The following is a 15,209-nucleotide window of genomic DNA, read 5'->3' as shown; positions in this document are numbered from 1 at the left end:
ATGAAGGCGATCGTCCAGGACAGGTACGGCCCACCCGAGACGCTCACGCTCACGGACGTCGAGACCCCGGTGCCGGGTCCAGGTGAGGTGCTCGTGCGGGTGGAGGCCGCGGCGCTCAACGCGTACGACTGGCACGTCATGCGAGGTGACCCCCGGCTGGCCCGGCTGGGCTGGGGCCGTCCGGCGCCCCGGGCCCGCATCCGCGGTCGCGACTTCGCCGGACGGGTGGAAGCCGTCGGCGCCGACGTGCGGCACGTACGACCGGGCGATCCGGTCTTCGGCGACCTGGGCGACGCCAGCGGGGCGTTCGCCGAGTACGTGTGCGTGCCCGAGGGCCTGGTGGCGCCGAGGCCGGCGAACCTGACGGCCGAGCAGGCGGCCGCCCTGCCGCTGGCCGGCCTCACCGCGCTGATGGGGTTGCGCGACGTCGGACCCGGCCAGCGCGTGCTGATCAACGGTGCGTCCGGGGGCGTCGGCACGTTCGCCGTCCAACTGGCCAAAGCGCTCGGCGCGCGGGTGACCGCGGTGTGCAGCACCCGCAACGTGGATCTGGTCCGCTCCCTCGGGGCCGACGACGTCGTCGACTACACCAGCGCCGATTTCACCCGGTCCGGCGAACGCCACGACCTCGTGTTCGACCTCGTAGGCAACCGTTCGCTGGCGGCGTTCCGGCGCGCGCTGACGCCGACCGGGACGCTGATGCTCTCCGGCGGCGGCGTCTACCGCGGCGGCAGCCTCGTCGGGCCCGTCTGGCTCATCACCCGCGGGCGGCTGCTCGCGCCGTTCCTCCGGCAACGCATCGTCGTCCTCAGCACCGCGCCCGGCCGCCAGCACCTCGAGGCCCTGCGCGCCCACGCCGAGGCCGGGCGGCTGACCCCGGTCATCGACCGCACATACCCGTTGAAGGACGTGCCGGAGGCCATGCGCTACCTGGAGACCGAGCACGCCCGCGCGAAGGTGGTCATCACCGTCTAGGCGCGTGCACCGTCACGTCTTCGAGGCCGGTGAGGAAGTTGGGGCCGAAGGCGGTTGCCGGGGTGTGTGCGCCCGGCGTTACCGCGCCACCGCGCCGGCCGCCGGTGCCGGCGAGCAGGTGCTCGGCGGCCCGGTGGACGGCGTCGGCGGTCAGGTCGTAGGCGTTCGGGCCGGTCAGCGTGGCGGTCCGGGTCTCCCCCGCCGCGTTGCGCACCTCGCCCCAGACCTCGATGCGCGTCGCCGCCCGGGTCGCCGCCGACGGGCCGGGTGGCCGGCGGCGGATCGCCCGCGCGGCGAGCGCGCGCACCGGCGCGAAGCGGATCAGCCGGGACAGCAGGCTGGGCGCCGGCACGCGGGTGTAGACGACGATGTCGCCGATCCCCGTCGAGTGGTGCGCGGTGACCAGGTCGCCCCAGGGCACGCAGCCGACCTGGCGGACCTTCGACGGGAACGGCACCTCGCGGGCCGGCGTACCCATCGGGGTCGGCACCAGGACGCCCGCGACGCGCCGCCGGCCGCCCCCGGCGTTCAGCGCCAGGCCCGTCGTCGCCGTGCCCCGGCTCATCCCGCCGGGCGCTGAGAACGCGAGTTCCAGCGCGGTCGCGTCGGGCAGCGCCGCGTGCAGCAGGTTGGCCAGGCAGTCGGTCGGGACGACGTCGAAGCCCGCGCCCGTGAGCAGCACGACGCCCGCGGCCTCGGCGTCGGCCGAGCGGGCCAGCACGGCCTCGAAGACCGGATGCTCGCCCGTCACGTCGAGGTAGTGGGTGCCGGTGGCCAGGCAGGCGTCCACCATCGGCCCGGAGGTCGCGACGAACGGGCCGGCACAGTGGGCGACCACGTCGACGTCGGCGAGCCGGCGCCGGGTCTCGTCGGGGTCGCGCAGGTCGAAGGCCACGTGGTCGAGCCCCAGCTCGGTGGCGAGGGCGGCGACGGCGTTGCGGCCCGCGAGGAGCGGGCGGGCACCGCGGGCGGCGGCCAACCGGGCGACGAGCTCGCCGGTGTAGCCGTTGGCGCCGTAGATCATCCAACGTTGATGCGACACCGCACCACCGTAAGGGGTATGACCCGATTCTATCGAGGTGCGAGGACCGGCACATCGACCCGGTTGCCGATCCGTCCCGGGCGGATGCCCACTACCCTCGTTCAGGTTGGCCGCGCGACCCGTGGTCGACCCATCGCACGAGGAGCCATCCGCTTGACCGACGTAACCACCCTCCAGCAGGAGATCGCCACCGAGCAGAAGCACGTGGACCGGGTCTATGCCCGGGTCGCGGAGCTGCGGCAGGAGGCCGCCCGCGCCGAGCGCGACGGCTACCGCCAGGCCTCGGTCGGCAACTTCGGCGCGCTGGTCGAGCGGGACGCGTTCGTCTTCCACGCCGCCCGGCGGCGCTACCTGCTGGACGCCGAGCACGAGGGCCTGGTGTTCGGCCGCCTCGACCTGCGCACCGGCGCCAGCTTCCACGTCGGCCGGCTCGGCGTCCGCGGCGAGGACGCGCAGCCGCTGGTCGTCGACTGGCGGGCGCCCGCGGCGGCGGCCTTCTACCAGGCCACCGCGGCCGAGCCGCAGGGCGTCGTGCGGCGCCGCATGATCCAGTCGTCCGGCGAGAAGGTCACCGGCATCGAGGACGACCTGCTCGACCCCGACGCCGCGCCCGAGCAGATGCGGGTCGTCGGTGACGGCGCCCTGCTCGCCTCGCTGTCGAAGGCCACCGGGCACGGCATGCGCGACATCGTCGCGACCATCCAGCGCGAGCAGGACCAGGCGATCCGCTCCCCCGGCGGCGGCGTCACGATCGTCTCCGGCGGCCCCGGCACCGGCAAGACCGCCGTCGCCCTGCACCGGGCCGCGTACCTGCTCTACTCGGACCGCAGCCGGTTCGCCGGCGGCGGCATCCTCGTGGTCGGACCGTCCACCGTGTTCGTGGAGTACATCGCGTCCGTGCTGCCGTCGCTGGGCGAGGAGTCGGCGACGCTGCGCTCGCTCGGCACGCTTGTGCCGGGCTGGTCCGCCACCCGCACCGACCCGGGGCCGGTGGCCGCCGTGAAGGGCTCGCTGCGGATGCGCCGGGTGCTGGAGCGCGCGTCGCACGACGCCGTGCCGGACGGCCCGACCACGCTGCGCCTGCTCTACCGGGGCACGCTGCTCCAGCTCGACCGCAACCACCTCGACCGCGTCCGCACCCGCGCGCTGCCCCGCGGCGCACGCCGCAACGAGGTGCGGCGGGCCGGCTTCGACGGGCTGTTCGACGCGCTCTGGGCGCAGGCCCAGGAGCAGAAGGTGCCCGGGCTGCCGAGCAAGCGCGAGTTCGAGGACCAGCTGGCCGAGCGCGAGGACTTCCGCTCGTTCGTCAAGGAGTGGTGGCCCCGCCTCCGGCCGCGGCACGTGCTGGCCTGGCTGGCCGACCCCGCCCGGCTGCGGCGCTATGCCGCGAACCTGCTGTCACCGGCCGAAGTGGACCTGCTGACCGGCGCCTTCGACGCCGAGGACCCGACGATCGCCGACGTGGCGCTGCTCGATGAGCTCGACGCGCTGCTCGGCCGCCCCATGCAGGCGGCCCGCCGGCAGCGGGGCCAGTTCCAGGTGGCGCAGGGCGTCTACGAGCTGAGCACGGCCGCCGACCGGGCCCGGGCCGCGCGGGCCGCCGCGACCACCCGGCCCGACGACTACCGGGAGTACGCGCACGTCGTCGTCGACGAGGCCCAGGACGTCTCGCCGATGCAGTGGCGGATGCTGGGCCGGCGCGGCCGGCTGGCGTCGTGGACGGTGGTCGGCGACCCGGCGCAGACCGCGTGGACGGGCGACCCGCGGGAGCTCGACCAGTCCCGTGACCGGGCGCTGGGCACGCGGGCGCGCAACGCGTACACGCTGACCACGAACTACCGGAACTCGGCGGAGATCTTCGAGGTCGCCGCGGCCGAGATCCGCACGATCGCGCCGGACCTGCCGCTGCCGACCGCCGTGCGGACGACCGGTGTGGCGCCGGTGGCCCTGGCGGTGCCGGCCGCGGAGCTGGCCTCCTCGGTCCGCATCGCGGTCGACGACCTGCTCGGTCAGGTCGAGGGCACGGTCGGCGTGATCACGGCGGTGGAGCGGGTGGCCGAGGTCGCCGGGTGGCTGGCCGCCGTCGGCGACCCGCGCCTGCAGGTGGTGACCAGCCTGCAGGCCAAGGGCATGGAGTACGACGGTGTCGTGCTGGTCGCGCCGGGCGAGATCCGCGCGGGTGGCGCGGCGGGCGTACGCACGCTCTACGTCGCCCTGTCCCGCGCCACCCAGCGGTTGGTGACCGTCGACGTCACGGCCTGACGGCGACCGCCGTGTAGGTCGTGTCGGGCGTCGGCGGGGTCGTGAACCGGGCGTTGGGCAGGTAGAGCCGCGTGCCGTAGCGGGCGATCGTGGTCGGCACGTCGAACGACGCGCTGGTGATCGTGCGGACCACCGTGCCCCGGGTGCCCGACCGGTTGAGGTCGACCACGGCGATCTGGTTGAGGCGGTTCTGCACGACGTAGAGTCGGCGTCCCTCGAGCCAGAGGCCGTCGCCGTTGGTCATCGGCACGCCGCCGAGGTCGACCTGGGTCGCCTCGCCGTCGTCGTCGACCCGGAACAGCAGGCCGGTGTTCGACTGCACGACGAGCAGGTCGCGACCGTCGGGCGTACGGGCGATGCCGTTGGCGTTGGTGGCTCCCGGTGTGAAGACGAAGTCCCCGGTGAGCGGGACGGTCACGAACCGGTCGCCGAGCCTGCCGTGCTTGCCGAACGGCACCTTGTAGAGCACGGGCTGCTGCGAGTCGGTGAACCAGGCGGCGTCACGCGTGAGGATCACGTCGTTGACGAAGCTCGTGCCGTCGGTGAAGTTCCAGATCTTCAACGTCTTGCCCGTGCGGGCGTCGATGACCCGGCCGTCGCCGCTGGTCTGGCCGCTGATGAACAGGCGGCCGCGGTCGTCCAGCTTGAGCCCGAGCGAGCCGGTGCCGAAGCCGGGGTTGATGATCTCGCCGCGCCCGGTGGCCAGGCTGGCCCGGTAGATGGCCCCGTTCACGCGGGACCCGAAGTACGCGTACGGGTGCTTGCCGATCGCGATGCCCTCGGGCTGGAAGCCGTTGGGCAGGTTGATGGTGCTCGGGAACAGGTCGTGGTGCTTGTCGTGTGCGGTCGCTGTGCCGGCCGGTCCGAGCAGGGTTGCGGCGAGTGCCGCGGTCAGTCCCAGCGCGATGGTGGCTACACGGTGGCGCACGATGCGTCTCCTCTCGACGACCTCCGTTCAGGGAGGCACGCACGTGCGCGGGAATCGGTTCAACGTTCAACCGACCTGGGGTGGCGGGATCGGGTCGCCGGCGGCCAGCAGCTTGGTCAACGCGGATAGTCGCCTGGCCCGGGCGGCCGGGCTGGGGGCGCTGGTCAGCTTGAGGATGACGGCGTAGCGGCTGGTCTTTTCGAGGGCGGCGAACCGGGCCGCGGCCGCGTCGTCCTCGGTCAGGGCCCGGGCCAGGTCGTCCGGCGTCGTCGCGGCGCGCTGGGCCGGGTAGGCGGCGGCCCAGCGACCGTCCACCTTGGCCGCCTCGATCTGGGCGAAGCCGGCGGGGCGCATCCGGCCGGCGGCGATCAGCGCCTCGGCACGGTCCACGTTGACCTGTGACCAGCGGGCGCCCTTGCGCCGGGGCGAGTAGCGCTGGAGGAAGTGCTCGGTGTCGAGACCGCGGCGCTGGCTGTCGATCCAGCCGAAGCAGATGGCGACGTCGCCCGCCTCGGCCGCGGAGATGGTCGACGTGGCGGCGCCCTTCTTGGCGATCTTCAGCCAGGCGTCGGGCGCCGTGTCGTGGCTCTCGGCCAGCCAGGCCTCCCAGCCGGCGATGGTGCTGAAGGTCAGGGGCTCCATGCCAGAGACGCTACCGAGGGGGTACGACACGCTTGCGGATATACCCCCTGGGGGTATAGTCGTCGGTATGCGACACGACAGCGGAACCGGACACGCATCGCCGCACGCGGCCGTGGACCACGCGGGTCACGGCGGTCACGGTGGCCATCAGGGGCACGACAAGCACGCCGGGCACGACCCGGAGCAGTTCCGGCGCAAGTTCTGGCTGTCCCTGGCGCTGACCGTGCCGATCGTCGTGACCAGCGAGATGGTCATGGACTGGTTCGGCTACTCGCTCGACTTCCCCGGCATCGACTGGATCGGCCCCGTGCTCGGGTCCGTGGTCTTCCTCTACGGCGGCTGGCCGTTCCTGGTCGGCGCGGTCCGGGAGGTGCGCGACCGGGCGCCCGGGATGATGCTGCTGATCTCGATGGCGATCACCGTTGCCTACGGCGCGTCGCTGGCCACCGCCGTCGGCGCGTTCGACCTGGACTTCTGGTGGGAGCTCGCCGCGCTCGTCACGATCATGCTGCTCGGCCACTGGCAGGAGATGAAGGCGATCGGCCAGGCGCAGGGCGCGCTGGCGGCTCTCGCCGCGCTGTTGCCCGACGACGCCGAGCGGGTCACCGACGCCGGCGTGGCGACGGTGCCGGTCTCCGCGCTGGAGCTGGGCGACGTCGTGCTGGTCCGGCCCGGTGGCCGGGTCCCGGCCGACGGCCGGGTCGTCGACGGCGCCGCCGAGGTCGACGAGTCGATGATCACCGGCGAGTCCCGGCCCGTGCCGCGGCAGGTGGGCGACCGGGTCGTCGCCGGCACGGTGGTCACGGACTCGGCGCTGCGGGTACGGATCGACGCGGTCGGCGCCGACACCGCCCTCGCCGGCATCCAGCGCCTGGTCGCCCAGGCCCAGGCCTCCGGCGGCCGCGCCCAGGTGCTGGCCGACCGCTTCGCCGCGGCGCTGTTCTACGTGGCGACCGCCGTGGCCGTCGTGACCTTCCTGGCCTGGTGGGCGGCGGGCAACGTGGACGACTCGGTGGTTAGGACGATCACCGTTCTCGTGATCGCCTGCCCGCACGCCCTGGGGCTGGCGATCCCGCTGGTCATCGCGCTGTCGACGGCCCTCTCGGCACGGGCCGGCATCCTGGTCAAGGACCGCCTGGCCCTGGAGCGGATGCGTACGGTCGACGCGGTGCTCTTCGACAAGACCGGCACCCTGACCCGCGGCGCGCACAAGGTGACGGGAGTGGCGGCGACCGACGGCCTGACCGAGCAGGAGGTGCTCCACCTGGGCGGCGGCGTGGAGGCCGACAGCGAGCACCCACTGGCCAAGGCGATCGTGACGGCCGCGGGGACACCGGCGCGGGCCACGGACTTCCGCGCGCTCACGGGCCGCGGGGTCCGCGCCACGATCGACGGCACCGCGTACGCGGTGGGCGGCCCCGCCCTGCTCCGCGAACTCGCGGTCGAGGCCCCTGCGGACCTCACCACCGCCACGGCCGCCTGGTCCGCCCGCGGCGCGGCCGTCCTGCACCTGGTCCGCCTGAACGCGGAGAGCGGTGGCGTGCGGGTTGTCGGGGCGTTCGCGTTGGAGGACGAGGTGCGGCCCGAGGCGCGGCAGGCCATCGCCGCGCTGCGGGAGCAGGGCATCCGGAAGATCGCCATGATCACCGGTGACTCGCGGGCCGTGGCCGAGGCCGTCGCGGCTGATCTCGGGTTCCGGGACGGCGTCGACGAGGTGTTCGCCGAGGTGCTGCCCGCCGACAAGGATCGGGCGGTCGCCGATCTCCAGGCCCGCGGCCTGCGGGTCGCGATGGTCGGCGACGGGGTCAACGACGCGCCGGCCCTGGCCCGGGCCGATGTCGGCATCGCGATCGGTGCCGGCACCGACGTGGCCATCGAGTCCGCGGGTGTGGTGCTCGCCTCGTCGGATCCGCGCGGCGTGACGGGGGTCATCCGGCTCTCCCGCGCCGCGTACCGGAAGATGATCCAGAACCTGGCCTGGGCCGCCGGCTACAACGTGGTGGCGATCCCGTTGGCGGCGGGCGTCCTCGCCTGGGCCGGGCTCACCCTGAGCCCCGCGGTCGGCGCGGTGCTGATGTCCGCTTCGACGATCGTGGTGGCGCTCAACGCCCAGTTGCTGCGCCGGGTCCGGCTCGCGCCGGCCGACCGCATACCCACGGGGGGTTAGCTATGGTTGACGGTATGACAGCACCGGCAACGGGCCCGACGCGCGGCTACACGGCCAGCAAGGACCAGCTCGCCGCGCGGCTGCGCCGGATCGAGGGGCAGGTACGCGGGATCGAGCGGATGGTCGACGACGACCGCTACTGCATCGACGTGCTGACCCAGATCTCCGCGATCCAGGCGGCACTCGACAAGGTCGCCCTCGGACTGCTCGACGGCCACGCCCGCCACTGCATGAAAGAGGGCGCCGAGGAGGGGCGCGCCGACGAGATGGCCGGCGAGATGATGGCGGCGGTCGGCCGCCTCATGAAGCGCGGCTGACGCACGGCGAGGGGCGGCGTCGTCCGCCGCCCCCGGCGCGGCCTCGGCCGATCAGATCCGCGGCACCTCGTCGTCCCCCGGCACCCGGCGCACCTCGATCTTGGAGCCGGGTGCCGCCGGCACCCGCTTCGCCCACTCGACCGCCTCCTCCCGTGACGCGACGTCGAGCAGGAAGAAGCCGCCGAACAGCTCCCTGGTCTCCCCGTACGGTCCGTCGGTCACCACCGGCGCCGGACCGCTGAAGTCGACCACGACCCCCGTGGCCGGGTCGTCGAGCCCCTCCGCCGCGAGTAGCACGCCGGCCTTGACCGCCGCCCCGATGAACTCCTGGGTCCTGGTCATCATCCGCTCGATGTCGGCCATCATGGCCGCGTTCGACTCGTCGGTGCCTCGCATGATCAGCAGGTACTTCGCCATCGCGCTCTCCTCGTCCGGCCGGGCCGCTCCTCGGCCCGCACTTCCACAGGTCGAATGACCGGCCCGCGGATCGACACGAGCCCCCAACCAGGTCAGTCGTCCGCCAGCGCCGCGACTACCGGCAGCCGGGCGGCCCGGCGGGCCGGCAGCACCGCCGCCAGCAGCGCCGCCGCCGCGGCCGCGGTGACGACGAGGGCGAGTTGGCCCACCGGGACGACCGGGACACCGTGGCCGTAGGTGTCGATCAGGGCCGCCGCCGCCACCCAGCCGAGGCCGGCACCCAACGCGACACCCCCGATCGCGCCCACCACCGCGATCAGGCCCGACTCCAGCAGCAGCATGCCCCGCAGCTGGCGCCGCGACAGGCCCAGCGCCCGCATCGTCGCCGACTCGCGGCGGCGTTCCACCACCGACAGCGACAGCGTGTTGCCGATGCCGAACAGCGAGATCAGCACCGACATGCCGAGCAGGGCGGTAAAGATGCCGAGCAGCTCGTCCAGCGACGCCGCCAGCTCGTCGGCCTGCGCGGCGCGGCTGGTCACCTGGACCACCGGGTACGCGCGCAGCTCGGCGTCGAGCACTCGGCGGGCGTCCGGTGTGGACACCCCGGGCGCCACGTCGACGAGGATCTCCACCGCCGGGCGTTCGCCGTACGCGGCGACGAACGCCGGATAGGACACCAGGGCCGCGCCGTCCAGCGGGGAGTCGTCGAACAACGCCACCACCCGCAGCGTCCCGAGCGCGCCGAACGGCAGGGACGACCCCACCGACACGTCCCGGTCCAGGGCGAAGGACCGGCTCAGCGCGACCGTCCCCGGACCGAGCCCGGCCAACGAGCCCGCGGTCACCTCCGGGCGGATCGCGCCCCGCAGCTGCGCGGGCGGCACCGCGGCGACCCGGGTGCGCTCCCCGAACAGCGGCGTCTCCGACCGCACCTCCGCGACCGTGGCGAACTCCGGATGACGGCGCAGTGCCGAAGCCAGCCCCGCCGGCATCCCGGCCCGCATCGACTCGAACGTGCCGTCGGTGCGGGCCCGGTTGAGCGTGAACTCCACCGGGAAGTTCTCGGTCAGCTCGCGGCCGCTCTGGTCCCGCGCGGTGGCCAGCAGCACGGCGAACAGCGACATCAGCGCCACGCCGATGACCAGGGCCAGCGTCGTCGCGGCGGCCCGGCGCGGGTTGCGGCGGGCGTTGGCCACCGCGAGCGCCGGCACGGTGCCGAACAACCGGGCCGGCAGCCAGCCGACCACCGCCACCGCCCGGGGCACGAGCAGCGGACCGGCCACGACCGCGGCGACGAAGACCAGCATGCCGCCGCCGAGCACCAGCGGCAGGCCAGGGAACCCGAGCGGGACGCCGCCGCCGATGGCGACCAGGCCGGCCACGGCGAGCAGGACCGCCCACACCACCCGGGCGGTACGGCGGCCCCCGCTCACGGCGCGCGGCTCGGCGAGGGCGGCGTCGCGCAGGGCGGCCAGCGGCGCGACCCGGCCGGCGGAGACGGCCGGCACCAGCGCGGACGCCACCGCGACGAACGTGCCGAAGCCGACCGCCACCAGGAACGTGGGCCAGCGCACCACCGGCGTGTGCAGCGGGATGTCCGTGGCGACGAGCTCCCGGCCCCAGATCAGGCCGTACCCGATGAGCACGCTCATCACCAGCCCGCCCACCGAGGCGACGGCGCCGAGCAGCAGCGCCTCGATCAGCACGGTGCCGCTGACCTGGCGGCGGGACGCGCCCACGGCCCGGAGCAGGGCCAGCTCGCGCGTGCGCTGGGCGGCCAGGATCGCGAACGTGTTGTAGATGACGAACGCCGACACGGTCACCGCGACCAGGCCGAAGCCGAGCAGCACCGCGACGAAGCCGGTCACGTACTTGCCGGCCTCGACGGCCAGCCGGTCGCGCACCTGGGCACCCGTCAGCACCGGGTACGCGTCGCCGAGCGCGGCCGAGACGCGGTCACGCAGGACCGTCTCGGAGACACCCGGGCGGGCCGCGACGACCACCTCGGCGAACCGCTCGGTGCCGGTCAGCGCGGTGAGCTCCGCGTCGGTGAGCGCGGCGACGGTGGAGCCTCCGTACAACCGGTTGACCCCGAGATCGAGCACCCCGACCAGGGTGAGGGTCCGCGGCTCGCCGGCCGCGTCGAGCACCGTGACCGGGCCGCCGACGGCGAACCCGGCCCGCGCGACGGTGTTCTTCTCCACGGCCACCTCGCCCGGCCCGGCCGGCAGCCGCCCCGACAACAGGTCGTACGCGGCGAGGGCGGGCACGGAGGGGACGGACAGGCCGTACCCGACGTGGCCGTGGTCCATCATCAGCCTGCCGTCGCGGTCGAGCATGCTGAGCCAGGCCGCCATCCGGCCGTCGACCGCCGCCACGCCGTCCAGCCGCGCGATCGTCTCCACCGTGTCGCGCTCGGCGAGCAGCGCCGCGGGCTCCACCGCCACGTCCACGTTGCGGGCCGAGCGGGCCAGGTCGTCGTAGAAGGCGGCCCGGGCGGTGTCGCCGTAGACCAGGGTGCCGGCGAGGAAGCCGACCCCGACCATCACCGCGAAACCGGTCAGCACGAGCCGGACGGCGTGCGCCCGGAAACCCGTCACGGCGAGGCGGAGCAGAGGCCGTTTCACGTCGACCAGTCTGAACAACGACCACACGGGTCTCGCCACGCCCCGCCTGTCGCGATCGCGACAGGCCCCCGCGGCGGACAATGGGAATGGTTCCCGGTGTCACCTTTGCATACATAGCGATGTTTGCATAAGACTGGAGCGAGCAGCCGATACGAGGAAGCGGGAGGACCGGTGGGCGCGGGACACGACCACGGCGTACGCGACGCGGGCGCCCGGCACCGCGGGCGGCTCTGGGCCGCCTTCGGGCTCCTCGCCGTCTTCATGGTCGTCGAGGCGGTCACCGCGTTCGCCACGGGCTCGCTCGCCCTGCTCTCGGACGCCGGCCACATGTTCACCGACGTGCTCGGGATCGGCATGGCCCTGGCCGCGATCACGGCGGCCCGACGGGCGGCGCGCGACCCGCAGCGGACCTTCGGCCTCTACCGCCTCGAGGTGCTGGCCGCGCTGGCCAACGCCGTGCTGCTGTTCGGCGTCGCGCTCTACGTGCTGGTCGAGGCGGTGCGGCGGTTCGGTGCCGCGCCCGAAGTGAGCACGACGCCGATGCTGGTGGTGGCCGGCCTCGGCCTGATCGCCAACATCGTCGCCTTCGGACTGCTGCGCCAGGGCGCCAAGGAGAGCATCAACGTGCGCGGGGCTTACCTCGAGGTCCTCGGTGACCTGGTCGGCTCGGTCGGCGTGCTGGTCGGCGCCGCGGTGATCGCGAGCACGGGCTGGTTCGTGGTCGACCCGCTGATCGCGGTCGCGGTCGGCCTGTTCATCCTGCCCCGCACCTGGCGCCTCGGCCGGGAGGCGGTGCGGATCCTGGTGCAGGCCGCGCCGCAGCACCTCGACGTGGCCGCGATGCGGACCTCGCTGGGCGCGGTCCCGGGCGTCTGCGACGTGCACGATCTGCACGTCTGGACACTGACCTCCGGCATGGACGTCGCCTCGGCGCATCTCGGCATCGAGGGCGACGCTCAGGTGGCCGTGGTGCTGGCGGCCGCCCGGTCGACCCTGCAGGACGGCTACGGCATCGACCACGCGACCCTGCAGGTGGAGCCCGTTGCCGCCACCGGCGAGTGCCACAGCGCCCACTGGTGACACTCGGTGTTTAGCGCGGCCTTAACTTTCGTGACCTTCACGGGAAATTTGCCCGGATAAATCCGGGCAAGAGCCGCTGATGCCTCTTTAACGGACCTCCCGCAGAGTAGGCAGGCCTCGGTAGTCTCCAGATCGATCTTCGCAAGCCGGCACCCACCGGTGCCTGCGGAGGTCGTCGCCTAATCGCCACGGCGAGCCGGGGAACCACGCGAGTGGGGTGAATCCGCGCGAGCGGTAGGGATCAACTTCCGTCCCGAACCCGTCAGCTAACCCGGTCGGCGGCTGACGGAAGGACATGCCCCCAGATGATCGATCCCCCCAGTCATCCGCACCGCCGGCGACGATGGATCCGGGTCACGACGGTCGTGCTGTTCGGTCTCGTCTTCGGGCTCGTCGGCCCGATGGCGCCCGCCAGCGCCGACCCCGACGACGAGGGCGGCACCGCCGAGCTGCGGGACCAGCTCGACAAGGCGAGCCGGGGCTACCTGGATGCCCAGGCCGCGCTCAAGCGCTCCAAGGGCAAGCAGCAGGAGCAGGAGACGAAGCTCGAGACGATCGAGCAGGACCTGGTGACGCACGTCGAGGCGGTCGCCGAGATCGGCCGCTCGGCCTACCGCACCGGCCGGCTCGGCCCGATGGCCGCGCTGATCAACAGCGACTCACCGGACCGCTTCCTCGAGCGCGCCAACGCGCTCGGCATGGTCGCGGCCAACCAGCAGCGCACGATCCAGGGCCTGGAGCAGACCAAGGCACAGGCGCAGGAGACGAACGCCGCGATCAGGACGGAGGTACGCGAGCAGGAGCGCCAGGTCGCGCAGATGAAGGCGCGCAAGGACCAGGCGGAGCGCGCGCTGGACGTGGCGGCCCGGCAGCAGAAGGCGGCCTCGGCGAACGCCGCGCGCAGCGGTGGGTCGGGCAGCAACACCGGCGGGTCCGGTGGGAAGAGCGCCAGCCCGACCAAGCGCAACAGCGACGGCAGCTACCCGACCGAGTCGTGCAGCGTCAACGACCCGACGCCGGCCAACGGCTGCATCACGCCGCGCAACCTGCACGCGCTGCAACAGGCCAAGGCGGCCGGGTTCACCCGCTACGTCTCCTGCTACCGCAGCGGCGGGTCCGGTGAGCATCCCAAGGGACGGGCGTGCGACTACGCGGCCGCGAAGAACGGCTTCGAAGGCGACGCGACCGGCGGGGACCGGACCTACGGCAACAACCTCGCGAACTACTTCATCCGCAACTCCGACGAGCTGGCCGTCCTCTACGTGATCTGGTACCGGCAGATCTGGTTGCCCAGCAGTGGTTGGAAGGCCTACAGCGGAGCGGGCGGCGACCCCTCCAGCGACCACACCAACCACGTGCACCTGAGCGTCTACTGAGGTCCCGAAGAAGCATCAGGGGGCGCGCCTTCCGGCGTGCCCCCTGATGCGTCGCCCAGCACCTGCTCCAGCCGCTCCGCCAGCGCGTGGTGGGCCTGCCGCGCCTGCTTCGACGCGTACGCGAAGAGCGGGGTCGGCGCGGTCAGCGTGATCCGCACGTCGACGCGGCAGCCGCCGTCGGACACCGGGTAGATCCGGGTCCGGTTGCGCAGCGTCGTCCCCGGGCGTTGGCGCGCGAGAGTGACGATCTCGGTGACCCCCGGCCCGAGCGCGTTGATCGCCAGCACGTCGGCCGTGTAGGTCGTCGTGAACCGGACCGGGCCGAACGTCAGGCGGTCGTTGATCACGAAGCTGCGCACCGCGCCGTCGACCGGTGCCACCTCGGTGACCTTGACGATGAACGGGTGGAGCTCGGTGTGGCGGCTGAAGTCGGACAGCAGCGCCGCCGCGTCGGCCACCTCGCACGCCGCGCGCAGGGAGTAGGAGAACGTGCCCGACCTGGCCAACGCGGCGCTCCTAGTTGAGGCGGTGCAGGGCCGGCGCGGGGAGAGCGTGGGGCACGGGCGCGGTGGCCGGCATGATCGATGACCATAGACCTATCGCGACGGCGGCGCTGACCGGTCTGTCCGCGGGCAGGCGGCTCATCGTCGCCCGGCACAGGTCGGCGATCGCGCGCGGTAGCCCCGGCACGGCCAGCACCGGTGCCTGCACCGCGCGCGGGCCCCGCTGGTCGGACCGGCCCGTCAGCATGTGCAGCAGCAGCGCGCCGAGGGCGAAGACGTCGTCGGCGGGCAACCCGGCCGCGCCCGCGGGGCCGGCCAGGCCGAAGTCGATCATCTTCGCGCCGGCCCGGGTGAGCATGACGTTGCGGGCCGACACGTCGCGGTGCACCACGCCGCGGCGGTGGGCCACGGCGAGCACGTCGGCCACGGTGGCCGCGATCCGTACGGCCTCGGGCCAGGGCAGCGGGCCACCTGCCAGCCGGCCGGCCAGCGGGACGCCGTCGAGCAGTTCGAGCACGACGTACGGGGCGACGGAGCCGTCCGGCAGCGTGGCGGCGCCGTGGTCGTAGACGCGCGGGACGCTCGGGTGCCGGAGCCGCTCGGTGATCGCCGCCTCGTGGCGGGCCGACTCGGCGTGCGCCGGCCCGATGACCTTCACGGCCAGCGGGCGGGCGGAGTGGCTGTCGAAGCCGTGGTAGACCGTCGAGACGCCGCCGCGGGCGATCGGACCCAGCAGGACGTACCGCCGGAGGATGGTCGTACCCATCCGCAACCACGCCGCCACGAACCGGGACTCTTCCGGATCAACCCGTCCCGGACAAGGGATCAGCGGCAGGCTTTAGCCATCGATAAGCTTGTGGTGCCTTTCGC

The 15,209-nt window shown here is 73.5% G+C and carries 13 protein-coding genes and 1 riboswitch; of the genes, 6 read left to right on the top strand and 7 right to left on the bottom strand.

Annotated elements, in window-relative coordinates:
- Window positions 1-975, top strand: a complete 975-nt coding sequence (locus Asi02nite_RS23370; RefSeq protein ID WP_203716034.1) for an NAD(P)-dependent alcohol dehydrogenase — start codon at window positions 1-3, stop codon at window positions 973-975.
- Here the strand turns inward: Asi02nite_RS23370 and Asi02nite_RS23365 are convergent.
- Window positions 965-2,017 carry a saccharopine dehydrogenase family protein gene (locus tag Asi02nite_RS23365; protein WP_239126976.1) on the bottom strand — a complete coding sequence of 351 codons (1,053 nt, stop codon included), beginning with the start codon at window positions 2,015-2,017 and terminating at the stop codon, window positions 965-967. The two genes, Asi02nite_RS23370 and Asi02nite_RS23365, sit on opposite strands and share 11 nt — an antisense overlap.
- A gap of 153 nt (window positions 2,018-2,170) precedes the next feature.
- On the opposite strand from Asi02nite_RS23365, the gene Asi02nite_RS23360 reads away from it, so the two are divergent.
- Entirely contained in the window at window positions 2,171-4,279 is a 2,109-nt protein-coding gene (locus Asi02nite_RS23360) for a HelD family protein (protein WP_203716033.1), read from the top strand.
- Here Asi02nite_RS23360 and Asi02nite_RS23355 read toward each other — a convergent pair.
- Both Asi02nite_RS23355 and Asi02nite_RS23350 read right to left on the bottom strand, forming a co-directional pair.
- A complete protein-coding gene (locus tag Asi02nite_RS23355; protein WP_203716032.1) occupies window positions 4,269-5,207 on the bottom strand; it encodes an SMP-30/gluconolactonase/LRE family protein in 939 nt (312 codons plus the stop codon). The two genes, Asi02nite_RS23360 and Asi02nite_RS23355, sit on opposite strands and share 11 nt — an antisense overlap.
- A 66-nt stretch (window positions 5,208-5,273) precedes the next feature.
- The gene (locus Asi02nite_RS23350; protein ID WP_203716031.1) at window positions 5,274-5,849 is read right to left on the bottom strand and encodes a YdeI/OmpD-associated family protein; all 576 of its coding nucleotides are present in this window, start codon (window positions 5,847-5,849) and stop codon (window positions 5,274-5,276) included.
- A gap of 67 nt (window positions 5,850-5,916) precedes the next feature.
- Here Asi02nite_RS23350 and Asi02nite_RS23345 point away from each other — a divergent pair, with 67 nt between their 5' ends.
- Together Asi02nite_RS23345 and Asi02nite_RS23340 are read left to right on the top strand one after the other, a co-directional pair.
- Window positions 5,917-8,016, top strand: a complete 2,100-nt coding sequence (locus tag Asi02nite_RS23345) for a copper-translocating P-type ATPase (RefSeq protein ID WP_203716030.1) — start codon at window positions 5,917-5,919, stop codon at window positions 8,014-8,016.
- 14 nt (window positions 8,017-8,030) lie between these two features.
- On the top strand, window positions 8,031-8,333 hold the full coding sequence (locus tag Asi02nite_RS23340; RefSeq protein WP_203716029.1) for a metal-sensitive transcriptional regulator: 303 nt from the start codon (window positions 8,031-8,033) through the stop codon (window positions 8,331-8,333).
- Between the two features lie 51 nt (window positions 8,334-8,384).
- Here the strand turns inward: Asi02nite_RS23340 and Asi02nite_RS23335 are convergent, their stop codons facing one another.
- The gene (locus Asi02nite_RS23335; protein ID WP_203716028.1) at window positions 8,385-8,750 is read right to left on the bottom strand and encodes a YciI family protein; all 366 of its coding nucleotides are present in this window, start codon (window positions 8,748-8,750) and stop codon (window positions 8,385-8,387) included.
- Between the two features lie 92 nt (window positions 8,751-8,842).
- Complete coding sequence (locus Asi02nite_RS23330) at window positions 8,843-11,380, bottom strand: ABC transporter permease (protein WP_203716027.1); 2,538 nt, start codon at window positions 11,378-11,380, stop codon at window positions 8,843-8,845.
- 171 nt (window positions 11,381-11,551) lie between these two features.
- Between Asi02nite_RS23330 and Asi02nite_RS23325 the strand changes: the two genes are divergently transcribed.
- Both Asi02nite_RS23325 and Asi02nite_RS23320 read left to right on the top strand, forming a co-directional pair.
- Window positions 11,552-12,460, top strand: a complete 909-nt coding sequence (locus Asi02nite_RS23325; protein ID WP_203716026.1) for a cation diffusion facilitator family transporter — start codon at window positions 11,552-11,554, stop codon at window positions 12,458-12,460.
- Between the two features lie 166 nt (window positions 12,461-12,626).
- Window positions 12,627-12,757, top strand: a riboswitch (cyclic di-AMP (ydaO/yuaA leader).
- Window positions 12,758-12,765: 8 nt separating this feature from the next.
- A complete protein-coding gene (locus tag Asi02nite_RS23320) occupies window positions 12,766-13,836 on the top strand; it encodes a coiled-coil domain-containing protein (RefSeq protein ID WP_203716025.1) in 1,071 nt (356 codons plus the stop codon).
- Here Asi02nite_RS23320 and Asi02nite_RS23315 read toward each other — a convergent pair.
- Window positions 13,830-14,342 (bottom strand): SRPBCC family protein, encoded by a 513-nt coding sequence (locus tag Asi02nite_RS23315; RefSeq protein ID WP_203716024.1) that lies wholly within the window; start codon window positions 14,340-14,342, stop codon window positions 13,830-13,832. The genes Asi02nite_RS23320 and Asi02nite_RS23315 overlap by 7 nt on opposite strands.
- Window positions 14,343-14,352: 10 nt before the next feature.
- Window positions 14,353-15,105, bottom strand: a complete 753-nt coding sequence (locus Asi02nite_RS23310; RefSeq protein ID WP_203716023.1) for a serine/threonine-protein kinase — start codon at window positions 15,103-15,105, stop codon at window positions 14,353-14,355.
- Window positions 15,106-15,209 lie beyond the last annotated feature (104 nt).

Origin of the sequence: Asanoa siamensis (assembly GCF_016862555.1) — a bacterium.
Classification (GTDB): domain Bacteria; phylum Actinomycetota; class Actinomycetes; order Mycobacteriales; family Micromonosporaceae; genus Asanoa; species Asanoa siamensis.
This window is presented reverse-complemented; position numbering and strand designations above follow the sequence as displayed.

Coding starts and splice junctions, on each gene's coding strand:
- Asi02nite_RS23370 (WP_203716034.1), top strand. CDS start 1: ATGAAGGCGATCGTCCAGGACAGGTACGGCCCACCCGAGACGCTCACG.
- Asi02nite_RS23350 (WP_203716031.1), bottom strand. CDS start 5,849: ATGGAGCCCCTGACCTTCAGCACCATCGCCGGCTGGGAGGCCTGGCTG.
- Asi02nite_RS23345 (WP_203716030.1), top strand. CDS start 5,917: ATGCGACACGACAGCGGAACCGGACACGCATCGCCGCACGCGGCCGTG.
- Asi02nite_RS23340 (WP_203716029.1), top strand. CDS start 8,031: ATGACAGCACCGGCAACGGGCCCGACGCGCGGCTACACGGCCAGCAAG.
- Asi02nite_RS23335 (WP_203716028.1), bottom strand. CDS start 8,750: ATGGCGAAGTACCTGCTGATCATGCGAGGCACCGACGAGTCGAACGCG.
- Asi02nite_RS23320 (WP_203716025.1), top strand. CDS start 12,766: ATGATCGATCCCCCCAGTCATCCGCACCGCCGGCGACGATGGATCCGG.
- Asi02nite_RS23310 (WP_203716023.1), bottom strand. CDS start 15,105: ATGGGTACGACCATCCTCCGGCGGTACGTCCTGCTGGGTCCGATCGCC.